Annotated in this window: 14 protein-coding genes; 7 read left to right on the top strand and 7 right to left on the bottom strand. The window is 72.6% G+C overall.

Going from position 1 to position 17,323, the window contains the following annotated elements:
• Nucleotides 1-345 precede the first annotated feature (345 nt).
• Genes ACFVX6_RS35045 through ACFVX6_RS35030 form a run of 4 tightly spaced genes read left to right on the top strand, consistent with a single transcriptional unit; the run spans nt 346 to nt 4,900 of the window.
• Nucleotides 346-3,405 (top strand): nitrate- and nitrite sensing domain-containing protein, encoded by a 3,060-nt coding sequence (locus ACFVX6_RS35045; protein WP_389698455.1) that lies wholly within the window; start codon nt 346-348, stop codon nt 3,403-3,405.
• Nucleotides 3,402-3,839, top strand: coding sequence for a roadblock/LC7 domain-containing protein (locus ACFVX6_RS35040; protein ID WP_243341589.1), 438 nt, complete (start codon nt 3,402-3,404; stop codon nt 3,837-3,839). The genes ACFVX6_RS35045 and ACFVX6_RS35040 overlap by 4 nt, the downstream gene beginning before the upstream one ends.
• A 10-nt stretch (nt 3,840-3,849) precedes the next feature.
• Entirely contained in the window at nt 3,850-4,296 is a 447-nt protein-coding gene (locus ACFVX6_RS35035) for a DUF742 domain-containing protein (RefSeq protein WP_389698438.1), read from the top strand.
• Nucleotides 4,277-4,900 (top strand): ATP/GTP-binding protein, encoded by a 624-nt coding sequence (locus tag ACFVX6_RS35030; RefSeq protein WP_389698436.1) that lies wholly within the window; start codon nt 4,277-4,279, stop codon nt 4,898-4,900. Before ACFVX6_RS35035 ends, ACFVX6_RS35030 begins: the two co-directional genes overlap by 20 nt.
• Before the next feature lie 188 nt (nt 4,901-5,088).
• On the opposite strand, the gene ACFVX6_RS35025 is transcribed toward ACFVX6_RS35030, so the two are convergent.
• The 4 genes from ACFVX6_RS35025 to ACFVX6_RS35010 all read right to left on the bottom strand — a co-directional run bounded on the left by ACFVX6_RS35025 (nt 5,089) and on the right by ACFVX6_RS35010 (nt 7,942).
• Complete coding sequence (locus ACFVX6_RS35025; protein WP_389698434.1) at nt 5,089-6,285, bottom strand: lipid-transfer protein; 1,197 nt, start codon at nt 6,283-6,285, stop codon at nt 5,089-5,091.
• Entirely contained in the window at nt 6,282-6,731 is a 450-nt protein-coding gene (locus ACFVX6_RS35020; RefSeq protein ID WP_389698453.1) for a Zn-ribbon domain-containing OB-fold protein, read from the bottom strand. Before ACFVX6_RS35020 ends, ACFVX6_RS35025 begins: the two co-directional genes overlap by 4 nt.
• Nucleotides 6,732-6,795: 64 nt before the next feature.
• Nucleotides 6,796-7,176, bottom strand: coding sequence for an Mpo1-like protein (locus tag ACFVX6_RS35015; protein WP_389698432.1), 381 nt, complete (start codon nt 7,174-7,176; stop codon nt 6,796-6,798).
• 13 nt (nt 7,177-7,189) lie between these two features.
• A complete protein-coding gene (locus tag ACFVX6_RS35010) occupies nt 7,190-7,942 on the bottom strand; it encodes a M15 family metallopeptidase (protein WP_389698430.1) in 753 nt (250 codons plus the stop codon).
• 200 nt (nt 7,943-8,142) lie between these two features.
• On the opposite strand from ACFVX6_RS35010, the gene ACFVX6_RS35005 reads away from it, so the two are divergent.
• On the top strand, nt 8,143-8,661 hold the full coding sequence (locus tag ACFVX6_RS35005; protein ID WP_389698428.1) for an NUDIX domain-containing protein: 519 nt from the start codon (nt 8,143-8,145) through the stop codon (nt 8,659-8,661).
• A gap of 79 nt (nt 8,662-8,740) precedes the next feature.
• On the opposite strand, the gene ACFVX6_RS35000 is transcribed toward ACFVX6_RS35005, so the two are convergent.
• Nucleotides 8,741-11,269 carry a glycoside hydrolase family 31 protein gene (locus tag ACFVX6_RS35000; RefSeq protein ID WP_389698426.1) on the bottom strand — a complete coding sequence of 843 codons (2,529 nt, stop codon included), beginning with the start codon at nt 11,267-11,269 and terminating at the stop codon, nt 8,741-8,743.
• Between the two features lie 249 nt (nt 11,270-11,518).
• Here ACFVX6_RS35000 and ACFVX6_RS34995 point away from each other — a divergent pair, with 249 nt between their 5' ends.
• Nucleotides 11,519-13,498 (top strand): acetoacetate--CoA ligase, encoded by a 1,980-nt coding sequence (locus ACFVX6_RS34995; RefSeq protein WP_389698424.1) that lies wholly within the window; start codon nt 11,519-11,521, stop codon nt 13,496-13,498.
• A gap of 70 nt (nt 13,499-13,568) precedes the next feature.
• Entirely contained in the window at nt 13,569-14,486 is a 918-nt protein-coding gene (locus ACFVX6_RS34990; RefSeq protein WP_389698422.1) for a hypothetical protein, read from the top strand.
• Between the two features lie 103 nt (nt 14,487-14,589).
• On the opposite strand, the gene ptsP is transcribed toward ACFVX6_RS34990, so the two are convergent.
• Entirely contained in the window at nt 14,590-16,260 is a 1,671-nt protein-coding gene (gene ptsP / locus ACFVX6_RS34985) for a phosphoenolpyruvate--protein phosphotransferase (protein ID WP_389698420.1), read from the bottom strand.
• A 74-nt stretch (nt 16,261-16,334) separates the two neighbouring features.
• Entirely contained in the window at nt 16,335-16,784 is a 450-nt protein-coding gene (locus ACFVX6_RS34980) for a PTS glucose transporter subunit IIA (protein WP_389698418.1), read from the bottom strand.
• Nucleotides 16,785-17,323: the final 539 nt, after the last annotated feature.

The following is a 17,323-nucleotide window of genomic DNA, read 5'->3' as shown; positions in this document are numbered from 1 at the left end:
GACGCACGAAGACGCCGAGAGATTCCCGGATCCCGGACGCGCGGGACGCCCCGAAGTATCGCGGAACGAAGAATTCCAGCCATCCATTCCGCCACGGGGACCGAGGCCCCACCGAGTGTCATCTGCCACATATCGGGCCGCACTTCACCGGAACTATCGGACAACTCGTGATCTTCGTCCAGGGGTCAGGCCGAAAACGTCCGGACAGGTCTTCGAAGGTTCGCCGTGGCAGTAGTAGGCTCACGCCGTTTAAATGACGGAACACCAACCCCCGGTAACGGGGTTGAGCTGGGGGAGGCTGGGGAGGCCATGCGCTTTCGCGGGAAGTCCATCCGCCGGAAGATCGTGGCGTTGCTCCTTGTGCCGCTCGTCTCCCTGACCGCCCTCTGGGGCTTCGCAACGGTGATCACCGGCCGCCAGGCCGTCCAACTGCTCGGTGTCGCCTATGTCATCGACAAGGTCGGCTACCCGGTGGAGGACGTCGTCCGCGTCATCCAGAAGGAGCGCCGCCAGACCCTCGTGGTCATCGGCGACCCGCGCGCCTCCAACGCCACGACCGAGCTGGCCAAGAGCCGCGCGGCCACCGACGAGGCGGTGGAGAGGATCTCCGCCGACGCCAAGGACCCCGAGGTCGTCGACGAACTCACCCCGGCCACCGCCCGGCACCTGAACTCCATCCTCGAAGCCTTCCGCAGCATCGGAGCGCTGCGCGGCGCGGTGGACGGGGGCTCCGTCGACACCAGCCAGGCGCTGGAGCTCTACAACCGGCTCGTGGACCCCTGCTACGACTTCCTCATGAACCTCCACGCCCTCGAGGACGTGGAGATGGACAAGCAGGGTCGCGCCCTGGTCGGCATCACCCGCGCCCGCGAGACGCTCTCCCGCGAGGACGCGCTCGTCGCCGGGGCCCTGGCCGCCCGCAACGTCAGCCAGGCGGACATCCGGCACGTCTCCGACTTCGTCGCCAACCGCAAGCTGTTCTACGAGTTCAACCTCGCGATCCTGCCCGCCGCCGACCGGGAGCAGTTCGAGCAGTACTGGACCAACCCGGAGAGCCGCTCCCTGCGCGAGGCAGAGGAACGGTTCCTCGTCCAGGGCGCGACCCACAGCCCGCGCAACGTGACCGCCGCCCAGTGGGACCAGGCCACCAGCAAGGTGCTCGAAGACCTCGCCGTCATGGGCACCGCCGCGGGCGACCGCTACCAGAAGCGCGTCGAGCCCGTCGCCATGGACGTCCTGGTCCAGGCCGCCCTCGCCGGGGTGCTCGGGTTCATCGCCCTCGTCGTCTCCCTCGTCCTGTCCGTGCGCGTCGGCCGGGACCTGATCCGCGACCTGTCCCGGCTCCGCAAGGAGGCCCACGAGGTCTCCGGCATCCGTCTCCCCGGCGTGATGCGCCGCCTCGCCGCGGGCGAGCACGTGGACTTGGAGACCGAGGCCCCGCGTCTGGAGTACGAGAAGGACGAGGTCGGCCAGGTCGGCCAGGCCCTCAACTCGCTCCAGCGCGCGGCCGTCGAGGCCGCCGTCAAGCAGGCGGAGCTCCGTCGCGGTGTGTCCGAGGTGTTCGTCAACCTGGCCCGCCGCAACCAGGTGCTGCTGCACCGCCAGCTCACCCTGCTCGACACCATGGAGCGGCGCACCGAGGACACCGAGGAGCTCGCCGACCTCTTCCGCCTCGACCACATGACCACCCGCATGCGCCGCCACGCCGAGGGCCTGGTGATCCTCTCCGGCGCCGCGCCCTCCCGCCAGTGGCGCAAGCCCGTCCAGCTGATGGACGTCGTACGGGCCGCCGTCGCCGAGGTGGAGGACTACGAGCGCGTCGAGGTGCGCCGGCTGCCGCGCCTTGGCATCGCCGGCCCGGCCGTGGCCGACGTCACCCACCTCATCGCCGAACTCCTGGAGAACGCCACCGTCTTCTCCCCGCCGCACACGGCGGTCCAGGTGCTCGGCGAGCGCGTGGCCAACGGCTTCACCCTGGAGATCCACGACCGCGGCCTCGGCATGACCCCCGAGGCGCTCTTCGACGCGAACCTCCGGCTCACCGAGACCTCCGAGTTCGAACTCTCCGACACCGACCGGCTCGGCCTGTTCGTCGTCAGCCGACTCGCGCACCGGCACGAGGTCAAGGTCCGACTCCAGATCAGCCCCTACGGAGGCACCACCGCGGTGGTCTTCCTCCCGGTGACCCTGCTGACGGAGGCTCCCGAGACCAACGGCACCGGCATCCGGCTGGCCGGTGGCAGGGTGTCCGGAGGCGCGGTCGGCTCCGCCCGTCCGAAGGCCGTCGTCGAGGGGAACGGCACCGACCGCCGGCTCCCGGCCGGCGCCGAACTGCGCGGCCCCGTCGAGCTGGAGGCCCCGATCGGCATGCTGGGGCTGGACGAGCCCGTCCCGGCCCCGGAGGACACCCCCACCGGCATCGCGGGCTCCGCCGGAGCCATCGGGCTCACCGGGGTCTCCGGAGCCAAGGGCAGGCCCGCCATGGCCACCCTCGACGACGAGACCCCGCCGAACGGCATCTCGCGCAACTCCCTGCTCGGCCTGCGCCCTGCCGCCCGCCCGCACACGGACCGGCACACCGACCGCGGCGGGCCCCGCAAGGGCGACCGCATCACGGACCGCATGGGCGAGCGGGCCGCGGACGGCCCCGGCGACCGCGGGGGCCTCTGGAAGGGCGACCGGTCCACCGAAGCCCCCGCCGAGCGGGGCGGCACCCGGCTCGGCGAGGGCTTCCGCGACCGCAGCCGTGACCGTCGCGACCGCGACCACCGGGACCGTGACCACCGCGACCGCGAGCGGGAGCCCCTGCCGCCCACCGGCCCGGTCCGCCTGGAGCCGGCGCGCGCGGACTCCGTCCGCCCCGACGGCGCCCGCTCGCCCGGCGCCGTCCCGCTCCCGCGTCGCCGCCCCGCCCCGACCCTGGTGGCCGAGCACGGCCGCCGCGTGGAGCCCCGCCCCGTATCGGCGGTCCCCGACCCGGCGCAAGAGGGGCCGGTCCCGAACGGCCCGGCACACCCTGCGACGGCGCCCCCCGGGGCGACCCTGCCCCGGCGGATCCGCCAGGCCAGCCTCGCGCCCCAGCTGAAGGACGGCCCGGCCCCGGCACCCGCCGGAGCCGCCGCCGAGCCGGTGGCCGACCGCGACGCCGAGGACGTACGCCGACGCATGTCCTCGCTCCAGCGCGGCTGGACCGCGGGCCGCGACCACCACGCGCGCCAGCAGGCGGAGCAGGCCACGCCGGCACCGCAGACCGCTCAGGCACACCAGACCACGCAGGCCGCGTACACCCAGCAGGCCGAGCAGACGCAGCAAGCGCAGCAGAACGCACCACACCAGTCCGTGACCGAGGCCGGCACTCCTGCCGCCACCGGTCCCGGCAGCGAAAACGAAGGGGACGGTCGATGACCGCACCGCAGTCCGGCAACGACACCAGGGGCCGTGGCTCCGGCCCCCTCAACTGGCTCCTCGACGAGCTGGTCGACCGGGTCGCCAGCATCCGCAAGGCGGTGGTCCTCTCGGGCGACGGCCTGCCCACCGGCAGCTCCAAGGACCTCACCCGGGAGGACAGCGAGCACCTGGCCGCCGTGGCCTCCGGTTTCCACAGCCTCGCCAAGGGTGTCGGCCGCCACTTCGACTCCGGCCGGGTCCGCCAGACCGTGGTCGAGCTGGACGAGGCCTTCCTCTTCGTCATGGCGGCCGGCGACGGAAGCTGCCTCGCCGTGCTCGCCGACGCCGACTCCGACGTCGGCCAGGTCGCGTACGAGATGACCCTCATGGTCAAGCGGGTCGGTGACCACCTGGCGACCGCCCCGCGCACCGGGCTGCCAGCCGGAGGGTGAGTCGGACGGCATGAGCGATCCAGGCCAGGACCACCCCGCCCACACGCCCGGCACCGCCGACGACGCGGCTTCCGACGCCGCTGCCGAGCAGTGGTTCGACGACGACGCGGGTCCGGTGGTGCGTCCGTACGCGATGACCCGCGGCCGGACCAGCCACGCCGGACAGCACCGCCTCGACCTGATCGCTCTGGTGGTCGCCGAGTCCGCGGCCGACGACCCGGTCTGGGACACGACGCTGTCCCCGGAACACGCCGACATCCTCGGGCTCTGCCTGCTCCGCCCGCAGTCCGTCGCGGAGCTCGCGGCCGAACTCGACCTCGCGGTCGGGGTCGTACGCGTCCTGATCGGCGATCTCGTCGACGACGAACTGGTCCACGTGACCCGGCCGGTCCCCCCGGCCGAACTGCCCGACGAATCCATTCTGCGTGAGGTGATCGATGGCCTTCGGGCGCTCTAGCCGCACCGGCGCCATGCATGCCGTGACGCCGGTCGAGCCGCTGACCCTGAAAATCCTGGTCGCGGGCGGTTTCGGGGTGGGCAAGACCACCCTGGTCAGTGCGGTGAGCGAGATCAGACCGCTCCGGACGGAGGAACGCCTCTCCGAGCCGGGCCGCACCATCGACGACACCGGGGGAGTGGAGGGCAAGAGCACCACGACGGTGGCCATGGACTTCGGGCGCATCACCCTGCGCGAGGACCTGGTGCTGTACCTGTTCGGCACCCCCGGACAGGACCGCTTCTGGTTCCTGTGGGACGAGCTGGCCCAGGGCTCGCTCGGCGCCGTCGTCCTCGCGGACACCCGGCGGCTCTCCGACTGCTTCGCCGCCATCGACTACTTCGAACGACGCGAGATCCCCTTCGTGGTCGCCGTGAACTGCTTCGACGGAGCCGAGCAGTACCCCGTGGTGGCCGTACGGGAAGCCCTGGACCTCGTTCCCGAGGTACCGGTGCTGCTGTGCGACGCACGGGACCGGGAGTCGGTGAAGGACGTCCTGGTGGGGGTCGTGGAGCACGCGATGACCCTGGCCAGGGCCCGCCGCCAGAGCCTGACGACGCCCTAGGGCGTCTTCCTCGGACCGGGCCGCGACATGGAGGCGGCCCGTACCCCCGCCGACTGGGGTACGGGCCGCAGCTCATGGGGGGATCAGGGATACCGGTCGCGGCGCGGGACCGTGGAGAGAGTGTGAACCCGCCACTGGGGGCCGTCAAGCATGAGGACAGCAGCCGCAGTTCAGCGGCCAACCAGTGGCTAGCGCACGGCGATGACCGCCGATCCGTGCCCGAACAGGCCCTGGTTCGCGGTGATTCCGGCCCTCGCCCCCGGCACCTGCCGCTCCCCGGCCGTACCCCGGAGCTGCCAGGTCAGCTCGCACACCTGGGCGATGGCCTGCGCCGGCACCGCCTCCCCGAACGACGCCAATCCACCACTGGTGTTGACCGGGATCCGCCCGCCCAGCGCGGTCGCGCCCTCCCGCACGAGCTTGGCCCCCTCGCCCTCGCCGCACAGGCCGATGTCCTCGTACCACTCCAACTCCAGCGCGGTGGACAAGTCGTAGACCTCGGCGAGCGAGAGGTCGTCCGGCCCGAGCCCCGCCTCCTCGTACGCGGCCCGCGCGATCGAGGCCCGGAAGGAGCCGGACCCCGCCACCCCGGCCGTCACCGAGTCGGTGGCGATGTCCGGCAGGTCCAGGACGGTACGGGGATACGTGGGCGTCACCGTGGACACGGCCCGGATCCGCACCGGGTCCGCGACCCCCCGCGAGCGTGCGAAGTCCATGCTGCTCAGCACCAGCGCCGCGCCCCCGTCGGAGGTGGCGCAGATGTCGAGCAGCCGCAGGGGATCGGCGACGATCGCCGAGGCGGCCACCTCCTCGGCCGTCACGGCCTTGCGGTAGCGGGCGTTCGGGTTCAGCAGCCCCGCCGCCGCGTTCTTCACCTTGACCTGCGCGAAGTCCTCACCCGTGTCCCCGTACAGGGCCATCCGGCGCCGGGCGTACAGCGCGAAGTACGCCGGGTTCGTGGCTCCCAGGACCCGGAAGCGCAGCCAGTCCGGGTCGTCCGGCCGGTCCCCGCCCGCCGGCGCGAAGAAGCCCTTCGGGGCGGCGTCCGCCCCGACCACCAGCACCACGTCGGCGAGCCCGGCCAGGATCTGCGCCCGGGCCGCGCCGATGGCCTGGGCGCCGGACGCGCAGGCCGCGTACACGCTGGTCACGCGTGCACCCTGCCAGCCCAGTGCCTGCGCGAAGGTGGCTCCGGCCACGTAGCCGGGGTAGCCCGACCGCACGGTGTCGGCCCCCACGATGGACTGCACGTCGGTCCAGTCCAGCCCGGCGTCGGCGAGCGCGGCCCGCGCGGCGGCCCGCCCGTACTCGACGAAGCTGCGGCCCCACTTGCCCCACGGGTGCATGCCGGCCCCGAGAACGGCGATGTCGGCGACGGGGCTCATCCGGCCACCACCCCGACGGGCCGGAACTGCCAGGTGGTCCAGGCGGTGCCGTCGGCATCCTCGTTCAGCACGCCGCCGACCACCTCGACCTCCATCCCGACCGCCAGATCACCGACGCCCACCCCGGGCACCGCCTGCCCGAGCACGACCATCCCCTCGGCCTCCAGCTCCACGGCGACCAGGGTGTACGGGGTCCAGGGCGCCTCCGGGTCGGACACGTACGGCGCGGGCGGCCGGTACCGCCCGTCCGTGTAGGACCAGACCCGGCCGCGCGGGGACAGCGGGGTCTCGGCGAGCTCACCGCCGCCCGGGCAGTGCGGATTGCGGCAGTACGCGTCCTCGCGCGGGAAGAACACGGCGGCGCAGGCGGAGCACCGGGTGCCGAGCAGACGGAACCCACCGTCTGTGCCGACTGGGTCGTCCCCGGTGAACCACCCGCTGACCACGGGCGTGCGTGTGCGTTCCAAGACCCCTCCCGAAACCGAAATCTGACGAAGCGTCAGAAGTCTGTCAGGGAACGAGCGGGAGCGCACCCCCGGGAACGCACTCCTCGCACGGGTTCTCGGCGAGCCACTTCCGCGCGATCTCGCCGAGCTCCGCGTCCCGCCCGGCCAGCATCATCCGGATCATCTGCGCGTCCCCGCGCAGCGACCACCCCGGATTGCCGAAGGTGGCCGGGTTGTTCCGCTCGATCAGGAAGTGCGCCGGCCACGCCGTCCCGTACCCGATCACCGGGAGCGCGGCGAGGTACCGCTTCCGGCCGCGGGCCAGCCCGTAGACGGTGAGGGCGAGGCCGGACAGGGTGCCGGTGAGGTGGATCCAGCGGGTGGCGGCGCGGGAGTGCATGGCGACGTAGTAGGGCCAGAACTCCTCGTACGAACTGAATGTCATGCGGGCACGGTACTCAGCGGTGCACGGAGGCGACAGAGACGGGAAAATCGAAGTACGCGTCCGGGAACGCCTCCGGTGCGTACGTGAAATGCCACCACTCCTGGGGCAGGTTCACGAACCCCTGCCGGCCGAGCACCCGCCTGAGGAGGTCCCGGTGCTCACGGGCCGGACCCGTCACCCGCGGGCTGTCGGTGTGCGCGAGCGGATCGAAGAAGTCGAACGGCGTCCCCATGTCCAGGGGTGCCCGTCCCACCTCCGTCAAAGTCACGTCGACGGTGCTGCCACGGCTGTGCCCGGACCGCTCGGCGATGTACCCCTCCGGGATCAGCCGTTCCTTGGCCACCTCCGGATAGAACTCCGCCTTGGTCCGCTGATCCGCCCCGTCCCGGGCCCACCGCACGAACCGGTCGACGGCCCGCTGCGGCCGGTAGCAGTCGTACACCAGCAGCGAGTACCCCCGCCGCAGCACCTCCCGCTGAGCCCGCCGCAACGCCTCGGCGGCGGGCCGGGCGAGCAGACAGACGGGTTCGTCGTAGCCGTCCACGACCGCCCCGGTGAAGTTCCGCGTCGTGGCGTACCGCATCTCCTGCCCGATGCTCGCATCCACCTCGGCCACCACAACGAACCCACCGGCCACCGCACCCGCCCCCACGGGAGCGCCCGGGCGCGAGGCCGCCACACCGTCCGGCCCCACCGGCCCGGACGCGGCCACGGCCCTCGGCGTGCCCGCCGGGCCTGCCGCAGCCACCGCGCCTGCCGCAGCCACCGCTTCGGGCGCGACTGCCGTTCGGGGCGCGGCCCCCGTTCCGGGTGCGTGCGCTCCAGGCGTGCCCACCACCCCCGGCGCAGCCGCCGCCCCTGGCGTGCCCAGCACCCCCGGCGCGGCCGGCGCAACCAGCACTCCCAGTGCGCCCACCCATCCCGCAACGACAGCCATCCGCATGTCCCTTGGCATACCATCGCCGCATGCCGGCGCACCTGAAGGACTCGCACTGCTCCGCCTGTGGAGCCCTGTTCGATTCGGCCGACTGGCCCCGTACCTGCCCCTCGTGCGGCGCGGTCGCCTACCGCAATCCGCTCCCGGTCGCCGTCGCCCTGCTCCCCGTCGAGGACGAGCTCGGCACCGGCCTGGTGGTCATCACCCGCACCATCGAGCCCGCCCTCGGAGGCATCGCCCTGCCCGGCGGGTTCATGGACTTCGGCGAAGACTGGCGCGAGTCGGTCGTCCGCGAACTCCGCGAGGAGACCGGCATCCACGCCCCGGCCTCCGAGGTCGCCCTCGCCGACACCCTCAGCTCCTCGGCCGGCCACCTGCTCGTCTTCGGACTCCTGCCCGTCCGCCCGGCCGCCTCCCTCCCGGCATCGGCCCCGACGGACGAAACCACCGGCTGGCACGTCCTGCGCGGCCCGGAGCAGCTGGCGTTCCCCCTCCACACGAAGGCCGCCGGGGCGTGGTTCGCGGGCCGGTACACGCGTACGGCTTAGAGAGTGGCCGGGCCCCCGGCCACCGCTGCCCCCCGGGCCTGCCCCCGGCCACCGCTGCCCCCGGCCTGCCCGCGGCTGCTCAAAGCCCGCGCAGCACCACCCCCTCCACCCGCTCCCCGGCCTCGTCCTCCACCACCACCGCGTCCCCGGACCACCGCACCACGTACCGTTCCACCTCGCCCGGCTCGAAGCCCGGCCCGGGATCCCGGATCACCACCCCGCCGCCCGTGCGGCCCCGCGCCGGAGCCCACGCCTCCAGGGCCACCGACCCGTCGGCCGCCCGCACCGGCAGCAGCGCGCCCGCCCGTGCCAGTACCGGGATCCGGTCCGCCGGGGCGTCCAGCAGGATCTGGCCCGGCCCCTCGTACGCCCGGCCCGTCGCCGTGTCGTACCAGCGCCCGCGCGGCAACCGCACCGCCCGCCGGTCCGACCCGCACTCCAGCACCGGAGCCACCAGCAGCGCGTCACCGAGCAGGAAGGCGTCCTCGCAGTCCCGTAGCGCCCGGTCCTCCGGCGCCCCCCACCACAGCGGCCGCACGTACGGGGCCCCGGTCCGCCGCGCCAGATGGGCCAGCGTCACGAAGTACGGGCGCAGCCGCTCCCGTTCCGCCAGGACGGCCCGCGCGGCCAGAGTGGTCTCCTCCCCGAACTCCCACGGCTCCCGACGGCCGGCAAAGATCGCCGAATGGGTACGGAACAGCGGCAGGTACGACCCCAGTTGCAGCCACCGCAGGTACAACTCCGGCGAGGGCGAACCCCAGAAGCCGCCGATGTCCGGCCCCGAGTACGGCACCCCGCACAGCCCGAGGCCCAGCACCAGTGCCAGCGAGGCCCGCAGCCCGTCCCAGCTGCTCTCCACGTCACCCGACCAGGTGCCCCCGTACCGCTGCATCCCCGCCCATCCCGACCGGGAGAAGAGGAACGGCCGCTCGGCCGGGCGCAGCCGTACGAGTCCCTCCCAGCCGGCGCGCGCCATCGCGAGGGCGTACACGTTGTGCGCCTCCCGGTGGTCCCCGCCGGCCCCGTCCAGCGCGTGCCGCGCCGAACGGGGGAGCGTCCGCTCCCCGAACGGGGCGAAGGAGACCGGCTCGTTCATGTCGTGCCAGACCCCGGCGAAGCCCTGCGCGAGCCGCTCCTCGTACAGCCCGCCCCACCACCGCCGCACCGCCGGATCCGTGAAGTCCGGGTACGCGCACTCGCCCGGCCACACCTCGCCCCGGACCTCCCGGCCCGCCCCGTCCCGTACGAAGGCCCCGTGTGCGCCGACCGCGAGCCCCGCGGCGTGCACCGGGTCGCCGGCCTTCACCGCCGGGTCGACGATGGAGACCAGCCGGACGCCGCCGTCCGCCAACTCCCGTGCGAGCTTCGGCAGGTCGGGGAACCGCTCGCGGTCCACGGTGAAGACCCGGTGGCCGTCGTAGTGATCGATGTCCAGATGCACGGCCGACAGCGGCAGCCCGTGCTCGGCGTACCCCGCCACGATCCGGCGCACCTCCGCCGCGCTGCCGAACCCCCACCGTGCGTGCTGGTACCCGAGCGCCCACTCCGGAGGCACGGCGGCCCCGCCCGTCAGCCCGGACCAGCCCTGCAACACGCGCCCGGGTGGTCCCACCAGTACCCAGCACCGCAAGGGGCCGCCCTCCATGCGCAGTTCACAGGAGCCGGTCCGGTCCGCCCCCGAACCCGCGCCCTCCTCGCCCTCCCGCAACACCACCCGCCCGTCCCAGGAGTTGTCGTGGAACACCAGGTGCGTGCCCGCGTCCGCGACCACAAGCTGCACCGGCATCGTGATGTACAAGGGGTCCTCGCCGGACCCGGACCCGAACCCGCCCTCGGGATCGGTGTTCCACAGCCGGTAGCTCCCGTCCCGCAACCGCGGCCCCACCGCCCGCCCACCCAACCCGAACACCCGCGCGTCCGCCGCCACCTCACTGCGCAACAGCCACCGCGCGCCGCCGCCCCGCCCGCCCGCTCGGTCGCCGCGGCCCGTACCCCCGACTTGGCCCGTACCCCCGTCGCCGACGCAACCGTCCGCTCCCTCGACCCGGCCCGTACCGCCGGCTCCGCCGGCACCGGACCCACCGTCCGCTCCGCCCCCGATCCCCGGCCCTGCCGCACCACCCCCGGACCCGGCCGAGCGCTCCGCCACCGGGTCCCACCACCGCGGTGGCAGATCCCGCCGCAGCACCGTCCCGCCAGGGGTGCGCACCTCCACCGCCCCGTGCCGGGACACCGCCACCGTCACGCGCTCGGACACCACCCGCCACCCGCCGTCGGTGTCCGGCTCCAGCTCGGCGCGCGGATCCGGCTCCGGCCCGCTGCCCACCACCGCGTACGAGGGCGTCGGCGCGGCACCGTCCCAGCCCCAGAACACCGCCCCGCCCAGGGTGACCCGGATCAGCAGCTCCGAACGGGTGAACCGGAGCACCCCACCGCCCGGCCGGGCCTCGGTACCGGTCAGCAGACCCGGCACCCGCGCCCGCTCCGCACCCCGGGGCGCGAGCCCCGCCGCGTCCACGCGCCGGTTGCGCCAGGCCGAGCGCCAGGCGCGCCGCCCCCGCTCGCCGCCGAGGTCCTTCACCGCACGCACCAGCCCACGACCGTCCATGGCGCCCACCCTGCCACCGCCACCCGGCCCAGAAGGCGCCGTTCAACTGCCGTTCACCCGCAAAAGGATCACCGTCGACCGCCGATGACGGCTCTGGTGCGGATGTCGATCACATGGCATCGTCCCTGTGAGCCCCCGTGCGCACACCCCGCGCGCGATGGCACCGTACGAACACCACATGTCACACCACACGCCAGACCACGACACGCCCACGAAGCGCGAACCGCAGACGTGACCGGGAGCCGACGCATGACCGCAGCAGCCACCTCCTCCGAGCCCCTCTGGTCCCCGGGCCCCGACCGGATCGCCGCGGCCCGGATCACCGCCTTCCAGGCCTGGGCCGCCGAACACCACGGCGCCCCCGCGGACGGCGGCTACCCGGCCCTGCACAGCTGGTCCGTCGACGAGCTGGACACCTTCTGGCAGGCCGTCGCCGAGTGGTTCGACGTACGCTTCACCACCCCGTACGAGGCCGTCCTCGCGGACCGGTCCATGCCGGGCGCGCGCTGGTTCGAGGGCGCCACCCTCAACTACGCCGAGCACGCCCTGCGCGCCGCCGAGGACCCGGCCCGCGCCGCCGACGCGGCCCTGCTCCACGTGGACGAGACCCACGAGCCCACCCCCGTTACCTGGGCCGAGCTCCGCCGCCAGGTCGGCTCGCTCGCCGCCGAACTGCGCGCCCTGGGCGTGCGCCCCGGCGACCGGGTCAGCGGCTACCTCCCCAACATCCCCGAGGCCGTCACCGCCCTCCTCGCCACCGCCGCCGTCGGCGCCGTCTGGACCTCCTGCGCCCCCGATTTCGGCGCGCGCAGCGTCCTGGACCGCTTCCAGCAGGTGGAGCCGGTGGTCCTCTTCACCGTCGACGGCTACCGCTACGGCGGCAAGGAACACGACCGCCGCGACGCCGTCGCCGAACTGCGCGCCGAGCTCCCCTCGCTGCGCGCCGTCGTCCACATCCCGCTCCTCGGTACGCCGGCCCCCGCGGGCGCCCTCGACTGGTCGGCCCTCACCGCGGGAGAGAGGGAGCCGGTCTTCGAGCCGGTCCCCTTCGACCACCCGCTCTGGGTCCTGTACTCCTCCGGCACCACCGGCCTGCCCAAGGCCATCGTCCAGTCGCAGGGCGGCATCCTCCTCGAACACCTCAAGCAGCTCGGCCTGCACTGCGACCTTGGCCCCGAGGACCGCTTCTTCTGGTACACCTCCACCGGCTGGATGATGTGGAACTTCCTCGTCTCCGGCCTGCTGACCGGAACGACGGTCGTGCTCTACGACGGCAGCCCCGGATTCCCCGACACCGGTGCCCAATGGCGCATCGCGGAGCGGACCAAGGCCACGCTCTACGGGACCTCCGCCGCCTACGTGATGGCCTGTCGCAAGGCGGAGGTCCATCCCTCCCGCGACTTCGACCTCTCCGCCGTGAAGTGCGTGGCCACCACCGGATCCCCGCTGCCGCCCGACGGCTTCCGCTGGCTCCACGACGAGGTGGCCGAGGACCTGTGGATCGCCTCCGTCAGCGGCGGCACCGACGTCTGCAGCTGCTTCGCCGGCGCCGTCCCCACCCTCCCCGTCCACATCGGCGAGCTCCAGGCCGCCTGCCTGGGCACGGACCTCCAGGCCTGGGACCCCTCCGGCAAGCCCGTCATCGGCGAGGTCGGCGAGCTCGTCGTCACCAACCCCATGCCGTCCATGCCGATCCGCTTCTGGAACGACCCGGACGGCAGCCGCTACCGCGACAGCTACTTCGAGATGTTCCCCGGCACCTGGCGCCACGGAGACTGGATCACGATCACCGACCACGGCTCCGTCGTGATCCACGGCCGCTCCGACTCCACCCTGAACCGCCAGGGCGTCCGGATGGGCTCCGCCGACATCTACGAGGCCGTCGAGAGACTTCCCGAGATCAAGGAATCGCTGGTCATCGGCCTGGAAGAGCCGAACGGCGGTTACTGGATGCCGCTCTTCGTACACCTCGCGCCCGGCGCCGTCCTCGACGACGGCCTCCGCTCCCGGATCAAGGCCACGATCCGCGAGGAGCTCTCTCCGCGCCACGTCCCGGACGAGATCATCGAGGTCCCCGGCATCCCGCACACCCTCACCGGCAAGCGCATCGAGGTCCCGGTCAAGCGCCTCCTCCAGGGCGCCCCGATGTCCAAGGCGGTCAACCCCGGCTCGGTGGACAACCTCGACCTCCTGCACTTCTACGAGGAGCTCGCCCGCACCCGCGGCTGACACGAGCGGCCACTGTCAGTGGCGATGATTACTCTGAGTGAGCAAGCGATCGCGTCACTCAGGGGGAACCATGCCACGCTCGAACCACACCGGGACCGCCACCACCACGGGTCGTCCCGCCCGCACCGGCAGGCGCCGCACCCTGCGCCGCGAAGTCCCCAGCACCGTCGGCCTCCTGGCCGACGCCGGGGACTTCGCGGCCATGCGCGGGTACCGCAGCTTCGCCTTCGACGACCACCGCGACTACCTGGACCACGTGGACCGGCTGCTCCGCTCCCTCGCGGCCCGGGGCATCCACATCACCGTCGCCCTCTTCGACCCGGTGGAGTACGCGGACTTCTGCGCGGACCACGGACTGGACCCGGACACCCCCGGGGCCCGCACCCGCTTCACCGCCGAACTGGGCGGCGCCACCGGCGGCCTCCCCTATGCCGGCCAGCCCATCGACGAACTGGTCCCGCTCCTCGTGGACTCGGCCGTCCGGCAGGCCACCTGGGAGTACGCGAGCTCGCTGCTGGCCGAAGTGGGCCGCTGCGCCGACTGCGGGGAGGACATCGGGACCGCCTCCTTCGAGCGCGCCGCCGAGGCGCTCCGGCGCCTCGTGGACCGGGCCGGTCCGGGCCACCACCACCTGGTGTGCAGCGTCCCGGCGCAGGAGGAACAGCTGGTGGCGGTCCTGCACGCCGACACCGGCCCCGGCGGCCGCCCCCGGGTCGACGGCCGCGACGGCCTCGACTTCGTGACCGTCCTCGCCGCGGGCCTGGCCCTGGGCGGACCCGGGGGACTGGTCCTGCGCAGCACCACCGAGGGAGACCGGGACCGCGTCCACGGCTGGCGCCTGGACCGTGGCCGCCTGGTACCCCTCTCGGCGGCGGCGGTCTTCAACGCCTACTGCACCGACGCCGACACCGGAGAGCCCGTGGGCCCCGAGCCCGGCGTCGAATACTGCCCCGGCTACGAGGTGGACGAACCGGGCCCGCACCACTGAGCCGGGCGCACCCCGCCCACCCGGCAACGGCCGAGGGGCCCCCGCCACCGGCGAAGGCCCCTCGAACGTCGCTCCACGCCAACCGGCGCGGCGCTTTCTCTGCTTACTCGCCGGACAGCACTGCCTGGGCGGCCACCCGGGCCTCCTCGGCGGTGTCCGAGGCACGCGCGGCGGCAGCCGCACGCTCGCACTGCGCGAAGGTGTACTTGGCCAGCGTGGCCCGCACGTAGGGAATCGAAGCGGCACCCATCGAAAGAGAGGTGACACCCAGACCCGTCAGCACACAGGCCAGCAGCGGGTCGGAGGCGGCCTCGCCACAGACGCCGCAGCTCTTGCCCTCGGCCTTGGCGGCCTCGGCCGACATGGCGATCAGGTCGAGCAGCGCGGGCTGCCACGGGTCCTGCAGTCGCGATACGGCACCGACCTGACGGTCGGCGGCGAAGGCGTACTGGGCCAGGTCATTGGTGCCCAGCGAGAGGAACTCGACCTCCTGGAGGATCGAGCGCGCCCGCAGCGCGGCGGAGGGGATCTCCACCATCGCACCGAACTTCGCCTTCAGCCCGGCCTCGCGGCACGCGTCCGCGAACGCCTTGGCGTCGATGCGGTCGGCCACCATCGGGGCCATGACCTCGAGGTAGACCGGCAGCCCTTCGGCGGCCTTGGCCAGCGCGGTGAGCTGCGTACGCAGCACGTCCGGGTGGTCGAGCAGCGAACGCAGACCACGGACACCCAGAGCCGGGTTCGGCTCGTCGGCCGGGGTCAGGAAGTCCAGCGGCTTGTCGGCGCCGGCATCCAGAACGCGTACGACGACACGGCCCTCGGGGAAGGCTTCGAGGACCTTGCGGTACGACTCGACCTGCTTCTGCTCGGTCGGCGCGTGCTTGCTGTCGTCCAGGAAGAGGAACTCGGTGCGGAACAGGCCCACACCCTCTGCCCCGGCATCGACGGCCGCCGGCACGTCCGCCGGACCGCCGATGTTGGCGAGCAGCGGCACCTTGTGACCATCGGAGGTGGCACCCGGACCGGAAGACGCGGAGAGAGCCGCCTTGCGCTCGGCGGCCGAGGCCTCCAGCTCGGCCCGCTTCGCCGCGCTCGGCTCCACGAACAGGTCGCCGGTGCTGCCGTCGACGGCGATGACCGTACCTTCGGCGATCTCACCGGCACCCGGCAGCGCCACGATGGCCGGCACGCCCAGCGCCCGCGCGAGGATCGCGCTGTGGCTGGTCGGGCCGCCTTCCTCGGTCACGAAACCGAGGACCAGCGCCGGGTCGAGCAGAGCGGTGTCGGCGGGAGCCAGGTCCCGCGCGATCAGCACGTACGGCTCGTCGCTGTCGGGCACACCCGGCATCGGCACGCCGAGCAGGCGCGCGACGATGCGGTTGCGCACGTCGTCCAGGTCGGCCACGCGGCCGGCCATGTACTCACCCGCACCGGCGAGCAGGTCACGGTAAGCGGCGAACGCGTCGTACACACCGCGCTCGGCGGTGCTGCCGACGGCGATGCGCCGGTCGACGTCCGCCATGAGCTCGGGGTCCGTGGCGATCATCGCCTGGGCCTCGAGCACGTGCTGGGCCTCGCCACCGGCCAGCTGGCCCCGGGCGATCAGGTCGGCCGATACAGCCTCCACGGCCTGACGGGCGCGCCCCTGCTCGCGCTCCGCCTCGTCCGCGGTGATCTGCTTCGCCGGCGGTTCGAGAACCGCCGTGCCCATGTGCCGGACCTCGCCGATCGCCACACCGTGGCTCACGCCGACGCCTCGCAGCGTTGTCTCCATTTCACCCGTCTCCGATTGAGCGGCGGGTCCACCCGCCGCGTTGGATGTCCAGTTCGCCCGAGCAGGCGGATACGTCACTGCCAGCCGAAGAGAACGTCTCCGGCCTTCATGTCTCCGGCCTCGACGACATCAGTGAGGGAGTCGGCAGTCGCTTCCAGCGCCACGACGGGGCAGATGGGGGACTTGCCGGCAGCCTCGACGGCCGAGGGGTCCCAGCGAATGACCTCCTGGCCGCGGGTCACGGTGTCGCCCTTGTTGACGAGCAGCTCGAAGCCCTCGCCGTTGAGCTGAACGGTGTCGATGCCCAGGTGCGTGAGCACACCGTGGCCTTCGCCGTCGACGACGACGTACGCGTGCGGGTGCAGGGAGACCACTACACCGTCTACGGGGGACACAGCCGCCGAAGGCTCGCGCACGGGATCAATGGCGGTACCCGGTCCCACCATCGCGCCGGAGAACACCGGATCGGGCACTGCCGCGAGTCCGATGGCGGTCCCGGCAAGTGGGGACGTCACGCTGGTCATGGGGGCCTCCCAGGGGTGGGGCTTCGTCGTGTCGCCGTCACTACCTGTCGCGAACGGCGTACTCTCCAGAAGGATAAGTCACAAGATGTTCGGGTTCGCCCGATGTTGGTCCCGAACTGGACTGGTCCTTCGGCACGGAGACTAGTGGACTAGACCGGTGGACTAGACCATACGCCTGAATCGATTTGCTTGGGCCCTGGCCGACCTGTACTGTCGTGACTCCCGCCAGGAAGCCCCGCGTGAACATTTCGCGAACGGCCGATGGACGGGACTCCTCCTCTCTCTTTTTCTGATCTTGATCTCTCCTTCTTTCCGCATGCCTATTCGGCAAAACGGAGAGTGGTCAGAGCGAAGGAAAAGGACTGATAGAGTCGGACTCGCCGGAAAGGGAAAACGCGAAAGCGGATGACCTGGAAGGCGGAAAACGAGCAAGACAGGCTCTGGTAGAGTCTGAAACGCAAGAACAGAACGAAAAGCCCGGAGGAAAGCCCGAGAGGGTGAGTACAAAGGAAGCGTCCGTTCCTTGAGAACTCAACAGC

The sequence above is a fragment of the Streptomyces sp. NPDC058289 genome, assembly GCF_042880975.1.
GTDB classification, from domain to species: Bacteria; Actinomycetota; Actinomycetes; order Streptomycetales; family Streptomycetaceae; genus Streptomyces; species Streptomyces stoeckheimensis.
The sequence above is the reverse complement of the archived record's forward strand: the minus strand, read 5'-3'. Positions and strand labels throughout refer to the sequence as shown.